At 32.2% G+C, this 20,832-nt stretch carries 14 protein-coding genes; 13 read left to right on the top strand and 1 reads right to left on the bottom strand.

Translation table 11 applies throughout. The annotated features are described in order from the left end of the window. The 4 genes from Q0U66_RS02755 to typA all read left to right on the top strand — a co-directional run. Window positions 1-1,854, top strand: a 1,854-nt coding sequence (locus Q0U66_RS02755; protein WP_297377227.1) for a hypothetical protein, incomplete at its 5' end; no start/stop codon positions are given. Between the two features lie 22 nt (window positions 1,855-1,876). Then, window positions 1,877-8,020, top strand: a complete 6,144-nt coding sequence (locus Q0U66_RS02750; RefSeq protein ID WP_297377225.1) for an InlB B-repeat-containing protein — start codon at window positions 1,877-1,879, stop codon at window positions 8,018-8,020. A 193-nt stretch (window positions 8,021-8,213) separates the two neighbouring features. Then, window positions 8,214-8,606, top strand: a complete 393-nt coding sequence (locus tag Q0U66_RS02745) for an ATP-binding protein (protein ID WP_297377224.1) — start codon at window positions 8,214-8,216, stop codon at window positions 8,604-8,606. A 66-nt stretch (window positions 8,607-8,672) separates the two neighbouring features. Then, on the top strand, window positions 8,673-10,490 hold the full coding sequence (gene typA, locus Q0U66_RS02740) for a translational GTPase TypA (protein ID WP_297377222.1): 1,818 nt from the start codon (window positions 8,673-8,675) through the stop codon (window positions 10,488-10,490). Window positions 10,491-10,538: 48 nt separating this feature from the next. On the opposite strand, the gene Q0U66_RS02735 is transcribed toward typA, so the two are convergent. Beyond that, window positions 10,539-12,017 (bottom strand): LTA synthase family protein, encoded by a 1,479-nt coding sequence (locus Q0U66_RS02735; RefSeq protein WP_297377221.1) that lies wholly within the window; start codon window positions 12,015-12,017, stop codon window positions 10,539-10,541. Between the two features lie 188 nt (window positions 12,018-12,205). On the opposite strand from Q0U66_RS02735, the gene Q0U66_RS02730 reads away from it, so the two are divergent. From Q0U66_RS02730 to Q0U66_RS02690, 9 genes are all read left to right on the top strand, one after another. Further along, a complete protein-coding gene (locus Q0U66_RS02730; RefSeq protein WP_297377218.1) occupies window positions 12,206-13,186 on the top strand; it encodes a substrate-binding domain-containing protein in 981 nt (326 codons plus the stop codon). 89 nt (window positions 13,187-13,275) lie between these two features. Next, window positions 13,276-14,262, top strand: a complete 987-nt coding sequence (pstC, locus tag Q0U66_RS02725) for a phosphate ABC transporter permease subunit PstC (RefSeq protein ID WP_297377216.1) — start codon at window positions 13,276-13,278, stop codon at window positions 14,260-14,262. Continuing rightward, complete coding sequence (pstA, locus tag Q0U66_RS02720) at window positions 14,255-15,529, top strand: phosphate ABC transporter permease PstA (protein ID WP_297377214.1); 1,275 nt, start codon at window positions 14,255-14,257, stop codon at window positions 15,527-15,529. Before pstC ends, pstA begins: the two co-directional genes overlap by 8 nt. A gap of 2 nt (window positions 15,530-15,531) precedes the next feature. After that, window positions 15,532-16,311 (top strand): phosphate ABC transporter ATP-binding protein PstB, encoded by a 780-nt coding sequence (gene pstB, locus Q0U66_RS02715; RefSeq protein ID WP_297377212.1) that lies wholly within the window; start codon window positions 15,532-15,534, stop codon window positions 16,309-16,311. Window positions 16,312-16,321: 10 nt separating this feature from the next. Beyond that, window positions 16,322-16,972 (top strand): phosphate signaling complex protein PhoU, encoded by a 651-nt coding sequence (phoU, locus tag Q0U66_RS02710; RefSeq protein WP_297377210.1) that lies wholly within the window; start codon window positions 16,322-16,324, stop codon window positions 16,970-16,972. A gap of 8 nt (window positions 16,973-16,980) precedes the next feature. Then, window positions 16,981-17,658, top strand: coding sequence for a response regulator transcription factor (locus Q0U66_RS02705; protein WP_297377208.1), 678 nt, complete (start codon window positions 16,981-16,983; stop codon window positions 17,656-17,658). A gap of 1 nt (window position 17,659) precedes the next feature. Further along, window positions 17,660-18,715: a HAMP domain-containing sensor histidine kinase gene (locus tag Q0U66_RS02700; protein ID WP_297377206.1), complete on the top strand. Its 1,056-nt coding sequence runs from the start codon at window positions 17,660-17,662 to the stop codon at window positions 18,713-18,715. Between the two features lie 131 nt (window positions 18,716-18,846). Continuing rightward, window positions 18,847-19,473 carry a redox-sensing transcriptional repressor Rex gene (locus Q0U66_RS02695; RefSeq protein ID WP_297377204.1) on the top strand — a complete coding sequence of 209 codons (627 nt, stop codon included), beginning with the start codon at window positions 18,847-18,849 and terminating at the stop codon, window positions 19,471-19,473. Between the two features lie 70 nt (window positions 19,474-19,543). Next, the coding region (locus Q0U66_RS02690) for an ABC-F family ATP-binding cassette domain-containing protein (RefSeq protein ID WP_297377202.1) at window positions 19,544-20,832 on the top strand (1,289 nt) is incomplete at its 3' end.

Genomic DNA, 20,832 nt, shown 5'->3' with positions numbered 1-20,832 from the left:
GTTCGTGAAGAAACAGGATTGAAACAGTTTGTAAACCCAACAAATGAAAATGAAAAGGGTGGTTCATTTAAAAATGAATTTGCTTCCTTTAGAGATAAATATGTATTAGATAAAAATGTAAAACAAGGTTGGTCAAATGAAGACTCCAGACTTTACTACTATGACAACAATAAAAAGCTAACAGGAATCCATGAAGTACCTGGCTACCAAGATGAAGGAAACAAATACTATTACAAATTTGATGTTAATGGTGTTTCCCAAGGTAAGATAAATGGCTTAATCGAAAAAGATGACAAGACCTACTACGCTATAAATGGTGAATTAAGAGATGGTTGGAGAGAAATAGTAGATGAAAATGGTAATGCTCATTACTATTACTTCTCACCAGAAACTTTTGAAGCCGTAGATGGAAAATACAGTGTTAATGGAAATGAATACACCTTTAAGGATAAGAGATTAATTAAGGGCGCATTTGTAAATGCTAGAAATGGTAGGAAATACCTATGGGCAGATGTTCCATATAAAAACAGATGGTTTGAAGTAGATGGTAAAAAATACTTTGCCCTAGTTAATGAATATTTAGCTGAAGGTTTTAGAATCACAAGGACTCCAGATGGAGAAAGACATAGCAGATATTTATTCGACGAAAACAATGTTTTCCAAGAAAACTATAGCGGACTTGTTGTTGACGATAGAGATAATACCTTCCTAGTAAAGAATGGTGAGCTAGAAAAAGCACAAGGATTAGTAAGGGTTGGAAATGATTTTTACTACTTCAGCAACAGTTATAGGGCTATAAAAGACGTAAGATATACACCAGAAATAACTAACGGTCTTTTAGAAAGAAAAGATTATTACTTTGACAAGAGTGGTAAACTTATATTCGATAAAGATGATGACCAAGTAATACCTGAAATACCAGAAGAAACAAAGGATGAAGAAGAAACTGAAAAAGAAGTAGAAACTGAGAAAGAAACCGAAAAAGAAGATGATGGCATAAAAGTAAGAGACGGAATCATCTATGTTGACGGTAAATACATCTTTTATAAAGATGGCTCTATCACACACAAAGGTCTATTTGAATTTAATGGTGACTACTATTATGCAAAGAGAACTGGTGAATTAGTAGTATCGCAAAGATATTATGTAACAAAGGACAATGGCTTATTACCACGTGCCTACTATACTTTTGATGAAATGGGAAGGATAGTTGAAGTAAAACCGGAAGTGGATCCATTACCAGAAATAGAGACCGAAAAAGAAACTGAAACTGAGACCGAAAAGGAAACAGAAAAAGAACCGGAAGTAGACAAGCAAGTAAAAAATGGTATTTATGAAGAAGATGGTAAGCTATACTACTATGAAAACGACCAAAGAACATTCAAAGGCTTATTTGCTTTAGGTGGACATTATTACTATGCAAAGAGAACTGGTGAATTAGTAGTTTCAGGAAACTACTTAATCATAAGAACAAATGATTTACTACCACGTGAAAAATATGATTTTGATGATCAAGGAAGAATAATCGGAAAAGAAGCTCCTTATGACACAGTGGAAACTTCAAAGGAAGTAGAGACTGAAAAGGAAACAGAAAAAGAAGCAGAAACCGAAAAGGAAGTAGAAACTGAAAAAGAAACTGTTAAAAATGGAATATACAAAGAAGATGGAAAACTATTCTATTATGAAAATAATGAAAAAACATATAAAGGTTTATTCAAGCTAGATGGGGAATACTACTATGCAAAGAGAACTGGTGAATTAATAGTTTCAGAAAACTACTTAATCATAAGAACAAATGATTTATTACCACGTGGAAGATATAACTTTAATGAAAAAGGACAAATGGTAGATTAATCCATACAAGAAAGGGAAAATTATGTATTCGTTTAATAAAAATAAAAGTATAAAAAGGGTAGTAAGCCTATTACTTGCGATGCTTTTACTGCTACCATTTATACCTAATGTATCAAATGTAGCGTATGCGAGTAATAAAGTAGATGGGTTTAATCTAGATGGATTAGAAGCTACTTGGAAAGAGGAAATAGCAGAAAAAGATAAAACATCTGATGTTTATGCAGATGTATATGATAAAGCGAAAGAATTTGATTATAAAAAAGAACCAACAGCAACATTTATAACTGCAGGTAACAGCTTAGAAGCTAAAATATTTAGAGGAACAGGATATGAAGGTTTCTTCTCAAATTACGATAGAACCGCAGTTTTAACTCTAAAAAACACATCTGATAAAACTCAGACCTTATCTTTTGACTATAATTTAGTTTTAGATAATGCTCTAGTTACTATAGATGGACAAGAAGTAACTAGTGATGATTCATTTTCTAAAAGCTTAGATGCTGGAGATAGTGTAGTTATTAGGGCTACATCAAAAGCTGAAGCAAGTGAAAAATCACAAGTAAACTTATCAAACATTGTATTTGGTGAAGTTGAAATGACTACAGTTACCTTCAAAGCCCCAGAAAAAGGATCATATTCTGTTGATGGGAAAGAAGTTACTGAAGATATTACTTTAACTAAGCAATATTCAGAAGGATTTAAGCTTAAAGCTAATAATACTGATACATTAAGGTTATTAAAATGGGAAAATAATGGAGAAACTATATCCACAGAAAGCGAAACCACTGTCTATGTAAAAGATGGTGGGGTAGTTTCTGGAGTATTTGGTGGTGACCAATATTTTAGTGTAGGTGAAGAAAAGTTTGGAAGCTTAAAGGATGCTATCAAATATGCACAAGAAAATGGAAAAGAAGTAATAAACTTAATCAAAGACCATACTTTAGAAGAAGATGTAACTATTCCAAAAGGAATTACCTTATTAATTCCTTTTGATGATAAAAATATTTTATACAAAGATGCTCCAGGACTTGGAGGACAATCTAGCAAAGAGCCTCCTAAGGAATTTAGAAGGCTAACAGTTGCGGAAAATGTATCGATAGATCTACAAGGTGAGATAAGTGTAAGTGCAAAATTAACTACATCAAGCTCTCTTGGTTCTGTAAGTGGACCTTATGGGGCTATTGAATTAGAGGATAATTCCAAAATTACAGTACAAAATGGAGCTTCCCTATATACATGGGGCTATATCTTTGGTTCAGGTAACGTAGATGTAAAAAATGGTGGTAGAACCTTTGAAGCTATCCAAATCGGGGACTTAAAGGGTGTAAGAGTATTACAAAACCTATCAGGAAATAAAAATAGAGTGTTTCCATTCTTACAATATTATGTTCAAAATATAGAAGTTCCTTTAACTTATGAATATGGCGCTTCAGGTTATGTTAGAAGTGCTATAAAAATTGGTAGTGGATGGTTTTCGACTTCAAATCTATCACCAAGTGTGGAATTTATTGGATCAAATGATTCACTATTTAGGTTAAAAGAAGGAAGTAAAATAACTAAAACTTATCATCCAGAAGTAGATAGAATGAGCTTTGATCTATATGGCGATGCATCATTAGAATCTTTAAGCGTTGGTTTTTCAGGAATAAATATATCTTCTAAAGATTATGAATTACCAATTAATAATAACTTTAGTTTAAATATCCATTCAGGAAATACTACAATTAATGGTGGTATAGCATTCCTACCAGGTTCAGAAGTAACTATTGATAAAGATGCTAAAGTTATACTTGAAGAAGGTCACAATGCCTATGTATATGATAAAGACGATTGGGATATATATGCTTCAAAATATGGTAGAGCATTCACATATGCTCCTGTAGAATATTCACCAACTAGAAAAGGACAAATATCTGCTGGGAAATTTAGTAATGTTTATAGAAACCCTAAATCTGCTACATCAGCAAGATCTGATAAAGATATTAAGGATGTATTGATTGATATAAATGGTGAATTAATATCTAAAGGGTATATATTCACTACAAATGGTGGGGCAAATATTACATCTAGTGAAAAAACAGGTAAGATTAGTTTAGTAAATGGATCTAATGAAGATATTGAACAAACTCACCAATACATCCATGATGTTAATGGAAAAACTAAAGTAGATGCTTTTAGATCTATCGATGTAGAACCAGCAAGATTAAAAAATGGTCAAACACATGCAGGTACAGGCAAAGAATATACACCAACAATGTTATCTCAAGCTAATACAGACTTTGTATATAGCAGTAGACAAGACATGTGGGTAAAAGACGAAGGAATAACTGTAAAATGGTTAGATGAAGCTGGAAACCAAGTAAAAGAACCTGTAGTTATAGGTGTAAATGATTCACTTCCAGAACATCCTCAAGGACCTGCAAAAGAAACAGATGCTGACTATATTTATACTTTCAAAGAATGGAAGGAAGAATATAGGGAAGAAGATAATGAAATAATCTTTACCCCAGTTTATGACAAAGAAGAAAACATTATAAATATTAGATGGGTAAATGAAGATGGTTCTTTATTAGAATTAGATGAAGAAGTAGAATACAGTACTTTACCAACTTATGATGGAGAAACTCCAACAAAAGAAATGGATGAAAAGAGAGTATATACTTTTGATAAATGGACTCCAGAAGTAACAAAAGCTACAGAATCTACTGAATATAAAGCGACATTTACATCTAAACCAAGACAATATGAAGTTAGATGGTTGGATGAAAATGGCGGTCTAATCAAGTCAGAGAAAGTAGACTATGGTACAAAACCAACAGCTCCTCAAGCTCCTGCAAAAGAAGGTAATGAAAAGATTCATTATGTTCATGATGGTTGGGACAAGGAAGTTGTAGAAGTTACAGAAGATGTAGAATATACAGCTAAGTATACAGAAGTAGATAACCTTTATGATGTAGTATGGTTAGATGAAGATAAAGAAACTGTATTAAAAGAAAAAGTTACAGATGTTAAATTTGGAGAAGAGCCTCAATATGATGGAGAAACTCCAACAAAAGCAAGAACTCAGGAATTCACCTATAAATTTAATGAATGGAAAAAAGAAGTTGATGGAAATCTAATTAGATATATAGCTTCTTATGAAAGTACAAGAAATAAATATAGTGTTAAATTCTTAGATGAAAATTCTAATGTTTTATATCAAGAAGATGTAGAATTTGGAAAACTTCCAGAATATAAAGGTGAAACACCAAGCAAGGAAGAAACTAAACAATTTAAATATGAATTTACTGGTTGGGACAAAGACCTTGTAGAAGTTAAAGAAGATGTGGAATACATTGCTCAATTTAATGAAATAACTAGAAAATATACCATTAAATTTGTAAACCACGATGGTACTCTACTACAATCTACTTCAGAAAAATATGGTGAAACACCAGTCTATGGCGGAAGATTACCAAGGAAACAAGATTCTGAAAGTGCTAGTTACAAATTTACTGGCTGGGATCAAAAAATCTCTAAAGTTGAAGGGGATAAGACCTACAAGGCCGTATTTGAAGAAAATATCTTTACTTACACCATCAAATGGGTAAATGCAGATGGGACTTTACTTGAAGAAGATAAAGATGTTAAACATGGCGATCTACCAGAATACAATGGAAAGACCCCAGTAAAACAAATGACAAATGATAAAACCTTTGAATTTGAAGGTTGGGATAAGGAAGTTGTTAAGGCTACAAGCGATACTACCTATACAGCTAAATATAAAGAAAATAAGAGACTATATAATGTTGTTTGGAAAGATGAAAATGAAAATGACTTATTAGTTGAAAAATATGAATATGGTCAAATGCCAGAATTCAAGGGTGAAACTCCAACTAAGCAAGAAACTGCTCAAAACATATTTGAATTTAGTGGCTGGTCACCAAAATTAGATGCTGTTACCAAAGATGTGGTATATACAAGTCAATTTAAACCAATCATCAAGACATATACAGTGAGATGGTTAGATGAAGATGGTTCAGTCCTTGAAATAGATGAAAATGTACCATATGGTGATATTCCAACATATGATGGGAATACACCTAAAAAGGCTGATGATGAAAAATATTCATACAAATTTGACGGCTGGAACCCAAATATTAAAATGGTTGAAGCTGACACAGACTATACTGCAAGCTACAAATCAGAGGAAATAATTAAATTCAATATTAACTTTGATGCTAATGGCGGCCAAAATACTATGGATCAGATAAGATCAGCTGTAGGAGAAATAGTAAAACTACCAGAAAATAAATTCACTAGATCCGGCTATGACTTTATAGGATGGAATACAGATCCTGAAGGTTTTGGCGATAGCTATGAAGACCAAGATGAAATAGTTATCGAGCTAGAAGATATCACTTTATATGCTCAATGGAAGCAAAAAGATGGTTGGAAAGAAGATGAAAATGGTAAGACCTACATCATTGATGATAAGAAAGCATACCATAATGAATGGAAAGAAATAGAAGGAAATAGATATTTCTTTGATGAATATGGATATGTAAAAACAGGCCTAAGTGATGTAAAAGAAATAGATGGTACAACAAATAAATATCTATTTGATGAAAAGACTGGCGTCTTATTAAATTCATATACAGGTATATATGAAGATGGTGGTGATAAATACTACCTACAAAATGGTATGGTTGTTAAGTATAAGGGATTGGTAGAAGTTGCTGATTCTCTTGGAAATAAAGACTATTACTATTTTGAAGAAGAAGGTAGAGCTGTTAGAGATGGAATATATGATGTTGACATCACTAATGGTCTTGATATCAAAGAAGATAGTTATGAATTCGATAAAGAAGGTAGATTAATCATTCCTCTAAAAAATGGTATTTACTCTGAAGATGGTGGACTATATTATTATGAAAATGGTGAAAGAGTATTTAAAGGTCTCTTTGAATACCAAGGTGATCTATATTATGCAAATAGAAGCGGTGAAGTAGTAAGATCAACAAGCTACTATGTTGCTAGAGATAATGGATTAAAAGCAAAAGGCAGATACAAATTCGATGACTTAGGTAGGATGATAGTAGATATAGATTCAAATAAGAAGAATGGAGTATATGAAGAAGATGGTAATAAATATTACTATAGAAATGATGAAAAATACTTCAAGGGCTTATTTGAAGAAAATGGAAAATACTATTACGCTGGTGAAGATGGAAAACTTGTAGCATCTACAGACCAAGTTATCAGTAAAAATAATAATCTATTGGAAGTTAAGAAATATTACTTCGACGAAAATGGAGAATTAATATTTGGTAACAATGGATCTGGTTATATCACAAAAGGTATAGTAACTGTAGGTGATAGCCTATACTTCTACAAAAATAATAAACCATACTATGAAGGTCTCTTTACTTCATTTGGCGACATGTATTATGCTAAAGAAGACGGTCAAATAGTTACTGGTGGATTATATGAAGTAATCAAACATAATAACCTACTTCCAGCAGGTATATATGAATTTGATATAAAAGGTATCTTAATAGGTGCTATTGAAACCGAAAAAGAAACAGAAAAAGAAACTGAAAAAGAAATAGAGACCGAAAAAGAAACTGAAGAAGAAAAGAATATTAAAAATGGTATTTACGAAGAAGATGGTAAACTATATTTCTACGAAAATGACCAAAGAACATTCAAAGGCTTATTTGCTTTAGGTGGACATTATTACTATGCAAAGAGAACTGGTGAATTAGTAGTTTCAGGAAACTACTTAATCATAAGAACAAATGATTTACTACCACGTGAAAAATATGATTTTGATGATCAAGGAAGAATAATCGGAAAAGAAGCTCCTTATGACACAGTGGAAACTTCAAAGGAAGTAGAGACTGAAAAGGAAACAGAAAAAGAAGCAGAAACCGAAAAGGAAGTAGAAACTGAAAAAGAAACTGTTAAAAATGGAATATACAAAGAAGATGGAAAACTATTCTATTATGAAAATAATGAAAAAACATATAAAGGTTTATTCAAGCTAGATGGGGAATACTACTATGCAAAGAGAACTGGTGAATTAATAGTTTCAGAAAACTACTTAATTATAAGAACAAATGACTTGTTAACACGTGGAAGATATAACTTTGATGCAAATGGCGTAATAACTGATGCCAATTAAAACTATTCTTAATTACAAATTAAGAATAAAATAATAAACTGGTTTAGGAAATTAAAAAAATTTCTTAGACCAGTTTTATTTTAAATATATTTTCTAGATATTTTTAATAAAGCATACATTTTTTAAAAAATGTTTATATCCTGCTATACCGGGTAATCATACAATAGAGATAAAATGAGAAGGAGGAAAGATTATGCAATATATTTATGACCATAAAATATCAAGTGATTTAAATATAATAAATAGTGCAATAAAAAATATATTGCTAGATACAAGGCGCATGCTTGATGAAGATCTTTTCTTCGACTTTAGACTGGTTTTAAATGAGCTTTTGATAAATTGCTATGAGCATGGCAATAAGTGCGATTGCAACAAAAAGATTTTATTAAAATTAAAAATTGATAATAAAGAGATAAAAATTTTAGTTCAAGATGAGGGATCTGGTGTAGCCTGTAGGCGAAAATATAATGTAGAAGAAAAAAGACCAGATGGCAGAGGACTCATCATAGTAGAGTCACTAGTAGATGATATAAACTATGATAACAATAAAATAAAATGCAAAATCAAACTTACTCCAGATAATTAATTTTTTGGAGTTTTTTATTTTATATAAGGCTTAAGTGTGATAAAATAGCATAAGCAAGGAGTTTTTATGAAAAATATAAGAAATATAGCAATTATAGCCCACGTAGACCATGGTAAAACCACTTTAGTTGACTCAATGTTGAAACAAAGTGGTATTTTTAGGGCTAATCAAAAGGTAGAAGAAAGAGTAATGGATAGTGATGATATTGAAAAAGAAAGAGGAATCACTATTCTTTCAAAAAATACTGCAGTTAAATATAGGGATACAAAAATAAATATTGTTGATACACCAGGCCACTCTGACTTTGGTGGAGAAGTAGAACGTGTATTGAAAATGGTTGATGGAGTTTTACTTTTAGTTGATGCCTTTGAAGGTGTTATGCCTCAAACTAAATTTGTTATCAAAAAGGCTATAGAGTTGAATTTACCAGCTATTATAGTACTTAACAAAATTGACAAGGCAAATATAAGGGTAGAAGAAGTAGTTGATGAAATTCTAGACTTGTTTATTAAGCTAGAAGCCCCAGATTCTTATATCGATTCACCTATTCTTTATGCATCTGGTAAGGCCGGATTTGCAAGTAAAGAGTTTGGAGATCAAAAAGATAATCTGGATGACTTGATGGATACAATAATAGACTATATACCAGAACCTGGTGGAGATGAAAAAAATCCTTTACAAATGCTTATATCCACAACCGACTATTCAGAATATTTAGGTAGGATAGGTATAGGTAAGATAGGTGAAGGAACCATAAAGACAGGTCAAGAAGTTATTATTAAAAATTATAATGACACAGACAAGTTGATTAAAGCAAAAATCACCAAATTATATGAATTTGAAGGCTTGAAGAGGGTAGAAGTAGACCAAGCATCTGCTGGATCTATTGTAGCTCTTTCTGGTGTTGAGGGAATTCATATTGGAGATAGTTTACTTGAAAATGAAAATATGGATCCTATTGAATTTGTTAAAATATCAGAACCAACCCTGGCCATGAGATTTTTAATTAATGACTCACCTTTTGCAGGCCTAGATGGAGAATATGTAACCTCTAGACACTTGAGAAATAGGCTAAATAAAGAAAAAGAAACTGATGTGAGTTTAAGGGTTGAAGATACTGAAAGTACTGATGCCTTTAAGGTTTCAGGAAGAGGTGAACTTCACTTGTCAGTATTGATTGAAAATATGAGAAGAGAAGGTTATGAATTCCAAGTTTCCAAACCAGAAGTTTTATTTAAAGAAATAGATGGTAAAATTTATGAGCCTATGGAAATAGTTACTATAGATGTAGAAGAGACCTACGTTGGTACTATTATCAATAAATTAGGATCAAGAAAGGCTGAAATGCAAAGTATGGAAACAACCTCAACTGGTTTTTCTAGGATAGTATTTAAAATGCCATCAAGAGGTTTAATTGGTTATAGGCAAGAATTTATTTCTGATACCAAAGGTACAGGAATTATAAATACAGAATTTGATTCTTATGAAAGATATAAGGGAGATATACCAAGAAGACAAGTTGGCTCCTTGGTTGCCTTTGAACAAGGTGTAGCTACAGCCTATGCCCTTGATAGTGCTTGGAAAAGAGGAAATATCTTTATAGAACCAGGTGATGAAGTCTATGAAGGTATGATAATTGGAGAAAATCCTAAGGGCTTAGAAATTGAAATAAATGTAATTAAAAGAAAAGCAAAAACCAATATAAGGGCAGCTGGATCAGATGATTCTCCATTACTACCACCTGTGGTAGACTTAAGTTTAGAAGAAATGCTAGAATTTATCGAAAGTGATGAATATGTAGAGGTAACTCCGAAAAACTTAAGGATGAGAAAAAAGATTTTAAATACTCAATTAAGATTAAAGTCTAAAAATAAAAAAGATTAGAAAAAGAAAATCTAAGTTAGCTAAAAATAGCCAACTTAGATTTTTTTATTATCTATTTATTTGAGTAAGATCTAGATAATATTTAGATTTTCTTTCTAATTCAATAGCAAACTTATCAAAGCCATAAATTTCTGCTAGGGTTTTTTGCCCGGAAAATAAATCTATACCGAGACCTAGCCTATTTCCTTCAATTTCTACATCCATAGCTGATAAAATACTTGGGAAAATATCAAAGGTAGTTGCCTGCCTATTTTTAGAATATTCTCCTGTTTTATCAGTATTGATAAAGCTGTTGTAAACATGCCTATTTTTTTCTACAAAGGCTGCTTCCTGCATGGAAATATGGTCTCCTGTGATGACTATTACTGTATCTTCATAAAAATCTTGCTCTTTAATCCATTTTACAAATTCGCCAACTTTTTTTGAAGAACAATGGTAAGAGTTGTAATATGCTTTATCATAAGGCAACTCACATGAATCATCAGTATATCCATCTATAAAATGGGTGTCTACGGTAAGCATTTTAAAGGCGAAGGGCTCATCTTTTTTAGATAATTTTGTAATCTCATCTTTTGCTATAGAAAAAAGCTTCTCATCTTCAAAACCCCAAAATACCTTATAATCTTCATCAATGATTTCATTTTCTATGGCTGTAAAATAATCATAAACTTCATAGCCATGCTTTTCATAAAAGGCTTTCCTATCATGGAAGTCTCCATCAGATCCCATCAATATTTCTAGATTATAGCCATTATCCTTTAATATATCACCCATGGCAACAAGCTTAGGTAGGGCTGGGTCAAAGTCTTTATGAGAGGTGTAAATACTTTTGAAATGCATGCCACTTTCCTGGGTTATCATAGCGCCTTGGGTCCAGGTTGCTCCCGGTGTTTGCATAAAACCACCTAGTCCTTGGTCTGTTGAGAAATTAACTCCTTCCTTAGCTAAGTCTTCAAGGTCAGGAGCTATGCTCTTATCAAAATCCCCACCATTTTCCTTAGAAAAAACTGAAGTTTCCATTGATTCTAAGTAGATGTGAATAAGATTTTTCTTTTTTTCAGGGAATTTAATTTCTACTGAAGCAGGGTTTACATATTCATCCTCATATATTTCTGTATCAAAAATATTGTTATATATGTAAGAATATAAATTAAAAACAAATCCCAATACTATAATAGCTATTATTATCAAGATGGTAAGTATTTTATTGGCTTTTTTATATAAAAATATTCTTATTTTATAAAGTTTAGAATCTTTGCCAAAAATACTTTCAAATTTATCTGTTATTTTATCGGATTTCCTTAAAAGTAAATAGGAAATAATAAAGACCAATAAAAATATTGGTAGGGCTGACTTTACAATATCAAAGACCACCTTCAAGGAGGTTCCCTTATTGTTGGCAAAGATAGTTGCAAAAATGTTCTCAAAGTTTGTTAGTGTATAAGTCAAACTATAATAGATTGAAGCTGTTACCAGTAAAGAAAAAATAATAACTAGTAACAAGTTTCCTAAATTTTTCTTTTTCATAATCCATCCTTTTCTAAAACTTAATCTATTATATCATATGTTATAAATTGATTTAAAAATCAGTAAACGAAAACAAAGAGATTTTACATATATTTAACATTAGCCATATATCAATTTAACAATCGGGTAATACTATTTACTTAACGAGGATAAAGAAATACTTTATCTCAAAATTAAAAGGAGTAAATATGAAAAAAATAATATCAATATTGTTAGCATTAGTTTTAACCTTATCTTTGGTAGCATGTTCAAACAATTCCAAAGAAACAAAGGCTGAAAACCCAACAGAAACAAAAACAGAAGTAAATCCTGGAACAGATGGCGGAAGCGCAGCAGGTTCAATCAACGTTTATACACGTGATGCTTCATCAGGTACAAGAGGTGCTTTCGAAGAATTAATCGACTTTGAAGGAAAGTTGACTGATAAGGCAGCTGAAACTTCAGGTAATGGTGACATGGCAACAAAAGTTGGTCAAGATACCAACGCTATAGGTTATGTTTCGTTAACAACAGATTTCCAAGCAAACAAAATTAAAGCTCTTCAATATGAAGGTGTAGAAGCAACAGAAGAAAATGTATTAAATGGTTCATATGCGTTAAAAAGACCATTCTCATATGTAACAAGATCTGTTGAAGATTATGCAGATGAAAATGTGAAAAAATTAGTAGATGCATTTATTGTATTTATGACTCAATCAACAGAAGGTTTAGAAGCTGTAGCATCAGCTGGTGGTATTGTTGACGTAACAGCTGGAAAACCATGGGAAGAATTAAAGGCTGACCATCCAGTTGTAGACCAAGATAACTCAGCTTTAAGCATCAGAACAGGTGGATCAACATCAGTAGAAAAAGCTCTTAAAGCAGCTATTGAAGCCTTCCAACCACTAGCAGGTAATGTACAATTCGTTACAGCGCATACAGGTTCAAGTGATGGATACAAGAGAGTTTTAGGTGATGAAAAAGATGGAGCAAATGCAGCGGACATCGGATTTGCATCAAGAGAATTTAAGACCGAAGAGGATGTGGCAAAGGGTATGCATTCTGGAGTATTTGCCCAAGATGCAGTTGTTGTAGCTGTAGCTGAATCAAATCCACTAACAAACCTAACAAAACAACAAATATTTGACATCTTTACAGGTGCATTAAATACTTGGGAAGAAGTAAAATAATAAGTTAAAACAAGAAGTGAAGAAATAGGGGCTAGGTCTTATGGGCTACCCCTATTTTTCAAATATTACAAAAATTTGAAGGAGACCACATGAAAGAAAAAGATAGTAGTTTCGTAAATATACGAGATGAAATTAGTGCATCCTCAAGAAAAAGAAGGGAAAATACAGATAAGTTTTTTAGGTATTCATTTCTATTGGCTGCTATTATTTCTGCCATAATGATAATCCTTATATTTTTCTTTGTTGGTAAAAAAGGGATAGGACCATTTTTACCAAGCTATGGACAAGCAGGAGGATCAAGTCAACAACAAAACATCTTTAGTTTTTTAACAGGAATGACTTGGAGACCTGACCAAAACCCAGCTGTTTACGGAGTAGGATTTATTATAATTAATACACTTATATCTGCGTTTTTGGCAGCTATTTTAGCTTTTCCAATTTCAGTTCTAAGTGCCTTATTTATAGTAAAAGTTGCACCTAAAAAGTTAAGAATGTTTTTCACCAGTGTTGTTGAACTACTAGCAGCTATACCTTCAGTAGTTTACGGGGTTTTTGCTGCTGCAAATATAAGTAATTTAGTAGATAATATAGCTGGTCTATTTGGACAAACAACCCACGGGGGACTCTCAACCTTGACAGTAGCTTTGCTATTGGCAATCATGATTTATCCAACTATTACATCAATAGCTATTAATGCTATAGCCGCAGTAGATAAAAATATAGAATTAGGATCTTTAGCCTTGGGAGCATCTAAAACTCAAACCAATTTTAAATTAGTTTTAACAGCCGCTAAATCAGGTATTTTTGCAGGATTAATTTTAGGTTTAGGTAGGGCCTTTGGTGAAGCTACTGCTGTTTCAATGGTAGCTGGTAATGCCATGGTTGGACCAAGTTTTAACCTATTTGACACTACTAGGACACTTACATCAACCATGCTTTCTGGCTTGCACGAAACATCAGGTATAGACTATGATATAAGATTTTCAGTAGGTATTGTATTGATGATAATTGTATTAATTACAAACCTATCTATTCAACTAGTAAAAAGGAAGATAGGAGGGATAGCTAATGAATAATCAAGATAATTTACAATTAGCTTCAATAAGCACCCACAGGGGAATGACTAAAAAGAGAAAGATAAGTGATGGAATAAGAAATTTTATGACCTACTTGTCTATAGCCATAGCCATATTTGTTTTAGGTTCTGTTTTTGTTTATGTATTCAACAGAGGATGGGATAGCTTGTCTTGGGATTTGATCAAGGGAAACTACCATAAAACAAATTATATGGTTAACTTTGAAGATGGTAAGGCGGGAAGCTTTACAAAACCGGACAATTTATCTGAAAATGAATATTTTTCTGAAAAATTTGGTTTTGCAGTTGAGGATGCTGTAGATTCTTCCAAAACAAGTTTAATCCTTGTAAGTTATATAGATGAAAATTCTCCTTTAAATACTGCAGTAAATGCTATAGCCGGAGAAACAAAAGGACAAAAGCAAGAAATAGGCAGGGTAAATGTTGATAGGATTAGCTTTAGAACAACTGATGATAAAGTTCAGTCAGCAGGTATAAAGGCTAAGCAAAATGCCCAATCCATGGTTGGAAGTCTAGATGCTAACGGATCGACCCTAGTATCTATGAATTACCAAAACCAGGCAGGAGGTATAAGGGGATCACTTCAAGCAACCCTTATGTTGATAGGGCTAACTCTTTTATTTGCCTTACCTATAGGAATATTTGCAGCTATTTACTTAAATGAATTAGCTCCAGACAATAAACTTACACAATTTATGAGATCATGTATAGAAATGCTTAATGCGGTTCCTTCAATAGTATTTGGTTTAATGGGTATGGTTGTATTCTTCCCATTTACAGCTCTTTTTGGAGCGACTACACCAAATATCTTACTGGGTGCCTTGACCATGGTAGTTGTTATTTTACCAGTTATTATAAGGCAAACAGAAGAGGCACTTATAGCAGTTCCGAACAAATTAAGAATGGGATCTTTGGCCCTAGGTGCAACAGAAACTCAAACAGTATTTAAGGTTGTATTACCGAATGCCTTGGCAGGTATACTTACAGCTGTTCTATTATCAGTTTCTCGTATAATAGGGGAATCAGCAGCCTTGCTATTTACAATGGGTACCTTTGTATCAGACCAACCACAAATTACCGGAAGAGCAACATCATTAGCTGTTCAAATCTGGTCAGTCATGAGTGGTGAGCAACCAAACTTTGAACTAGCATCTGCTATTTCGATAATCGTATTGGCTATAACACTTGTATTAAATATTTCAGTTAAGATAATTACAAGTAGATTAAATAAAAAATGGAAGGAATAAAAATGGTAGAAAAGATAAAAGACGATAATGTAATGTTTAGAATAGAAGATTTAGATCTTTACTACAATGATTTCCAAGCTCTAAAAGGGATTACTATGGACATACCTGCCAACCAGGTTACAGCCTTTATAGGACCTTCAGGTTGTGGAAAATCCACCTTATTAAGATGTTTAAATAGGATGAATGACTTAATTGAAGGTTGCAGGGTAGAAGGTAAAATTCTTTTAGAAGGTGATAAAGATATTAAAGGCAGCAATATGGACGTGGTTGAGCTTAGGACAGAAGTAGGGATGGTATTCCAACAAGCTAACCCATTCCCAATGAGTATTTATGACAATGTAGTCTATGGTTTAAGAGTCCAAGGAATAAAAGATAAAAAAATCTTAGACAGGGTTGTTGAAGACTCCTTGAAAAAAGCAGCCCTATGGGATGAAGTAAAAGATGACCTAAATAAATTAGGTACAAATCTTTCAGGTGGTCAGCAACAAAGACTATGTATTGCTAGGGCTATAGCCTTGCAACCAAGGGTTATATTGATGGATGAGCCAACATCTGCTCTAGACCCGATAGCAACTTCTAAGATAGAAGACTTGATGGAAGAGTTGAAAAAAGATTATACTATTATTATAGTAACCCACTCTATGAGTCAGGCGGCAAGGATATCTGATAGGACAGCCTTCTTTTACTTAGGAGAATTGATTGAATATGACACAACTCAAAATATATTCAACAATCCAAAAGAAGAAAGAACAGAAAACTATATTTCAGGTAGATTTGGTTAATGGAGGGCAAATGAGACTTAGATTTGAAGAAAAACTAAATAATTTAGATGATTTATTAATAGAAATGGGTAAATTAGTAACAGGATCTATTGAAAATGCTATTAGAGCCCTTGAAGAAAAAGATGTAGAGTTAGCTAAGGAAGTTTACGAAGCTGATGCTGAAATAAATAAGATGGAAGCTGAAATTGAATCTTTAGCCCTTACCATATTACTTACTGAAAAACCTGTAGCATCGGACTTTAGATTTGTAACTACAACAATGAAAATGATTAATGACTTGGAAAGAATAGGTGACCAAGCTGCGGATATTTCTTACTTGATACTTAAGTTAAATAATAGGTCATATGAGCCTAGCGACTTAGGTTCTATCAAGGGTATGGCAGCCATTACTATAAAAATGCTAGAAGATACTTTGACAGCCTACTTATCTGGAGACCTAGACTTGACAGAACAAGTATTGACAAGGGATGATCAGGTAGATGAATATTTCTACAAGGTTAGAGAAGAAGTTATAAATGATATCAAAGAAGAAAGATTTGCAACCAAAAATTCTCTAGATATTTTCTTGATTGCTAAATATTTAGAAAGAATAGGTGACCACGCTGAAAATATAGCGGAAGAGGTTTATTATTCAATAACTGCAAAAAATTATAAAAAATAGGAGAAGAAATGCGTAATATAGTAGTAGTTGAAGATGATCAAAATATAAGAGACCTATTAGTTTATGCGCTTAATAATAATGGGTATAGGGGATTTGGATATCCAGGCTACGAATCTTTTTTCGCAAATATAAAAGAAGTAAATCCATCCTTGATACTTTTAGACCTTATGCTAGATGGCAAAGATGGTTATCAAATATTAAAAGAATTGCGAGAAAGTGAAGATTACAAGGATATCCCAGTTATTATTATTACAGCTAAAGATAATGAGTTTGACAAGGTTAAGGGTCTTGACATGGGAGCTGACGACTATATTACAAAGCCTTTTGGTGTTTTAGAAACTATTTCTAGGATAAAGGCTCTCCTAAGAAGAGTTCCTCAAAATGACGCTAGTGTATCTGTTATAGATTATGAAGATGTTTTAATTGACTATAAAAAAAGAAAAGTTTTTGTAGAAGGTGAAGAGGTTATTCTTACTTATAAGGAATTTGAAATGCTTTATTACCTAATGGAAAATAAAAATATTGTTATAAGTAGAAATAAATTAATGGAACAGGTATGGGGTTTTGACTATGCAGGAGAAACTAGGACTATAGATGTTCATGTTAGGACTCTTAGACAAAAACTTGGTAAAAAAGGAGAATTAATAAAAACTGTAAGAAATGTAGGCTATAAATTAGGAGAATAATATGAAAAAAAGAGTTTATTGGATAATAGCAACTACGCTTACTATATTTTTTCTATTTCTTTTTATATTAAAAAATTATTATCCATATATTAGTGGGCTAAATACATTTACTACTAGCCTTATAATTATTTTAGCCATAATATCTTTATCATACTTGGCAAGGAGAGCCATTGTTAAAGTAGTTATAAAACCCTTAAACAGTTTTACGGAATATGTTGCCAATAAAGTTTTAGAAAAAGATGTGCCAAGATCGGTAGAGGATAGGCAAAAACTTGAAGTTTATGACCTGCTTAGAAATTATGGTTATAGTGCAGATGAAATTAAGTTAGCCTTGAAAAAATTATCAGAAAAAACAGAATTGAGAAGAGATTTTACGGCTAATGTGAGTCATGAGTTGAAAAGTCCACTCACTTCCATAAATGGCTATGCAGAGCTTATAGCTACAGGAATGGTTCAAGATGACCAGGTAGAAGTCTTTGCAGGGAGGATTTTGAAAGAGGGAAATAGGTTGTTAGAATTGATTGATCAAACCATCCAGCTTTCAAAAATGGATAGCAATCAAATAAAATCCGAGAGTTTTATAAATTTTGACCTAGGTGAATTGATAATTGAAGTAATAGATTCAGTGGATCATTATCTTGATAAAAAAGATTTCACTATAATATATGACTATAAAAAAATAAATTTCTATGGTCATGAAAGACTTATTTATGATCTTATAAGGAATCTAGTGTCAAATGCTATTAAATATTCTTCAGATGAAAATCCAGAATTAAGAATTGATACTTACACAAAGGATGATGAAATTTACCTTGTATTTAAAGATAATGGAATAGGTATTTCAAAAGAAGACCAAGAAAGAATCTTTGAAAGATTTTACGTAGCTGATAAATCAAGGGGAAACAAGACTGGTACAGGACTAGGTCTTTCAATTGTAAAAAATGTGGTAAACCTTCATGATGGAAGAATTTTATTAACCAGTGAATTGGGTAAGGGATCAGAATTTACCTTAATATTTCCAGAATACAAAAGCAATTCTCCTCTTGATAAAGAATAATAACTTGCATTATCCTAAATCTTACACAGCAAAAACTTGTGAAAAACTAGGCAAAGTTAGTTAATATATGTTAAAATATATATAATGAAAGTTTATTTTTTATCATATAAAATTTAAAAAAGGAGGAGCCAATGAAAAATAAAGTCTCCCCTGCAGTTGTTAGAAGATTACCAAAATATTTCTATTACTTACAAACTTTAGAAAAAGATGGTGTAGAAAAAATTTCATCAAAACAATTGAGTGAAATTACAGGTTTTACAGCTTCACAAATTAGACAAGATTTAAACCATTTTGGTGGTTTTGGACAACAAGGGTATGGATATAGAGTTAGTGAATTAAAAAACTCTATATATGAAATAATTGGATTAAACAATTCATTCAATGTAGTTATCGTTGGTTACGGTAGAATAGGTCAAGCCTTATATAACTATTCAGGTTTTGAAACAAATGAATTTAACATAATAGGAGTCTTTGACTTAAAAGAAAAAGAAATTGACGGTGTTAAGGTAAAAAGTGTTGATAAACTTGAAGATTTCCTTAATAGTAATGACGTTGATATCCTAGTCTTGACAGTTCCAAAAGAGGCTGCTCAAGACGTAGTAGATATGGTTGAAGGAAAAAATATTAAAGGAATTTGGAATTTTGTACCACAAAGTTTAGATATTAAATCTAATATTCCAATTGAAAATATTCAAATAAGTGATTCCTTATATACCTTGATTTACTATATGGGAAACCCAGACCAATACGAAGGATAAGAATAAGAGAGTGCTGTTTATAGACTGCACTCTTTTTGTTTTTAAATGTTATAATATCAAAGAGGTATTTATGGCAGAAATTACAGTTAGTAAACTAGGGAAGTCCTTTGGGGCTGATGAAATCTTTTCAGATGTAAGTTTTCATATTGATAAAAATGATAAAGTTGGTATAGTCGGCCCAAATGGAGCGGGTAAAACCAGCTTGTTTAACATACTTTCTGGAAAAGATGATGACTACCAAGGGAGTATTTACATAAAAAACGGCCTAAAAATAGGTTATATGCTTCAAAATATAAGTCTTTCAAGTAGTAAAACAATATTTGAAGAAATGTTAGAAGTTTTTTCATATATCCATGATTTAGAAAAAGAGTTAAAAGACTTGGAAGAAAAATTAAATGACCATAGTGACCTAGAAAATTTAGAGGCCAATACAATTAAATACGCTGAAAAACTTGATAAGTATACTGATTTGGGTGGTCAATATTTCGAAAACAAGATAGAGTCAGTCCTAGTAGGAATGGGTTTTTCTAAGGATAGGTTTGATGACAAAATAGACCACTTGTCTGGTGGAGAGAAATCAAGAATTGAATTGGCTAAATTGTTGATATCTGATGCTGATGTCCTTTTGTTGGACGAACCTACCAACCATTTAGATTTAAATACTATAAGTTTTGTAGAAAACTTTATAAAAGAATCAAAAAAAATAGTGGTGTTCATATCTCATGACAGGTATTTTTTAGACCAGGTAGCCAAGAAAATATTTTTATTAGAAAATGGTAGCTTGAAGGTCTACAATACCAATTACACAAACTTCATTGAAAGAAGAAAAAAAGAAATTGAAATAGAAAAAAGACAATATGAAAACCAGCAAAGAGAGATAGAAAGGCAAGAGGAAATCATACAGAGATTTGCCAGCCAGGGTGGGTCCTTGAGAAAAAGAGGGATCGCCCAATCAAGGTCAAGACAAAAGCTTTTAGATAAGATGAAAGTCCTTAAAAAGCCTGATAATTATGATGAGTCCATGGCCTTAGAATTTCATCCGAAAAAGGTTTCTGGAGAAGATGTCTTAAAAGTTCAAGATATAAGTAAATCTTTTGGAAGCAATTCACTATACGAAGATATTTCATTCAATATCTACAGAAGTGAAAAAGTTGGCCTTATCGGTGCCAATGGTAGTGGTAAGACTAGTCTATTTAGGATGATATTAAATAAGGAAAGACCGGATTCAGGACAGATTGATCTTGGAGTAAGTGTATATCCTGAGTACTTTGACCAGGAACAAAAAAACTTAGACCTTGATAAAACTATTTTGGATGAAGTCTGGGACAAGTATCCATATTTAACCCACTATGACCTTAG

This window comes from uncultured Helcococcus sp., from assembly GCF_946998255.1.
GTDB lineage: Bacteria > Bacillota > Clostridia > Tissierellales > Peptoniphilaceae > Helcococcus.
This window is presented reverse-complemented; position numbering and strand designations above follow the sequence as displayed.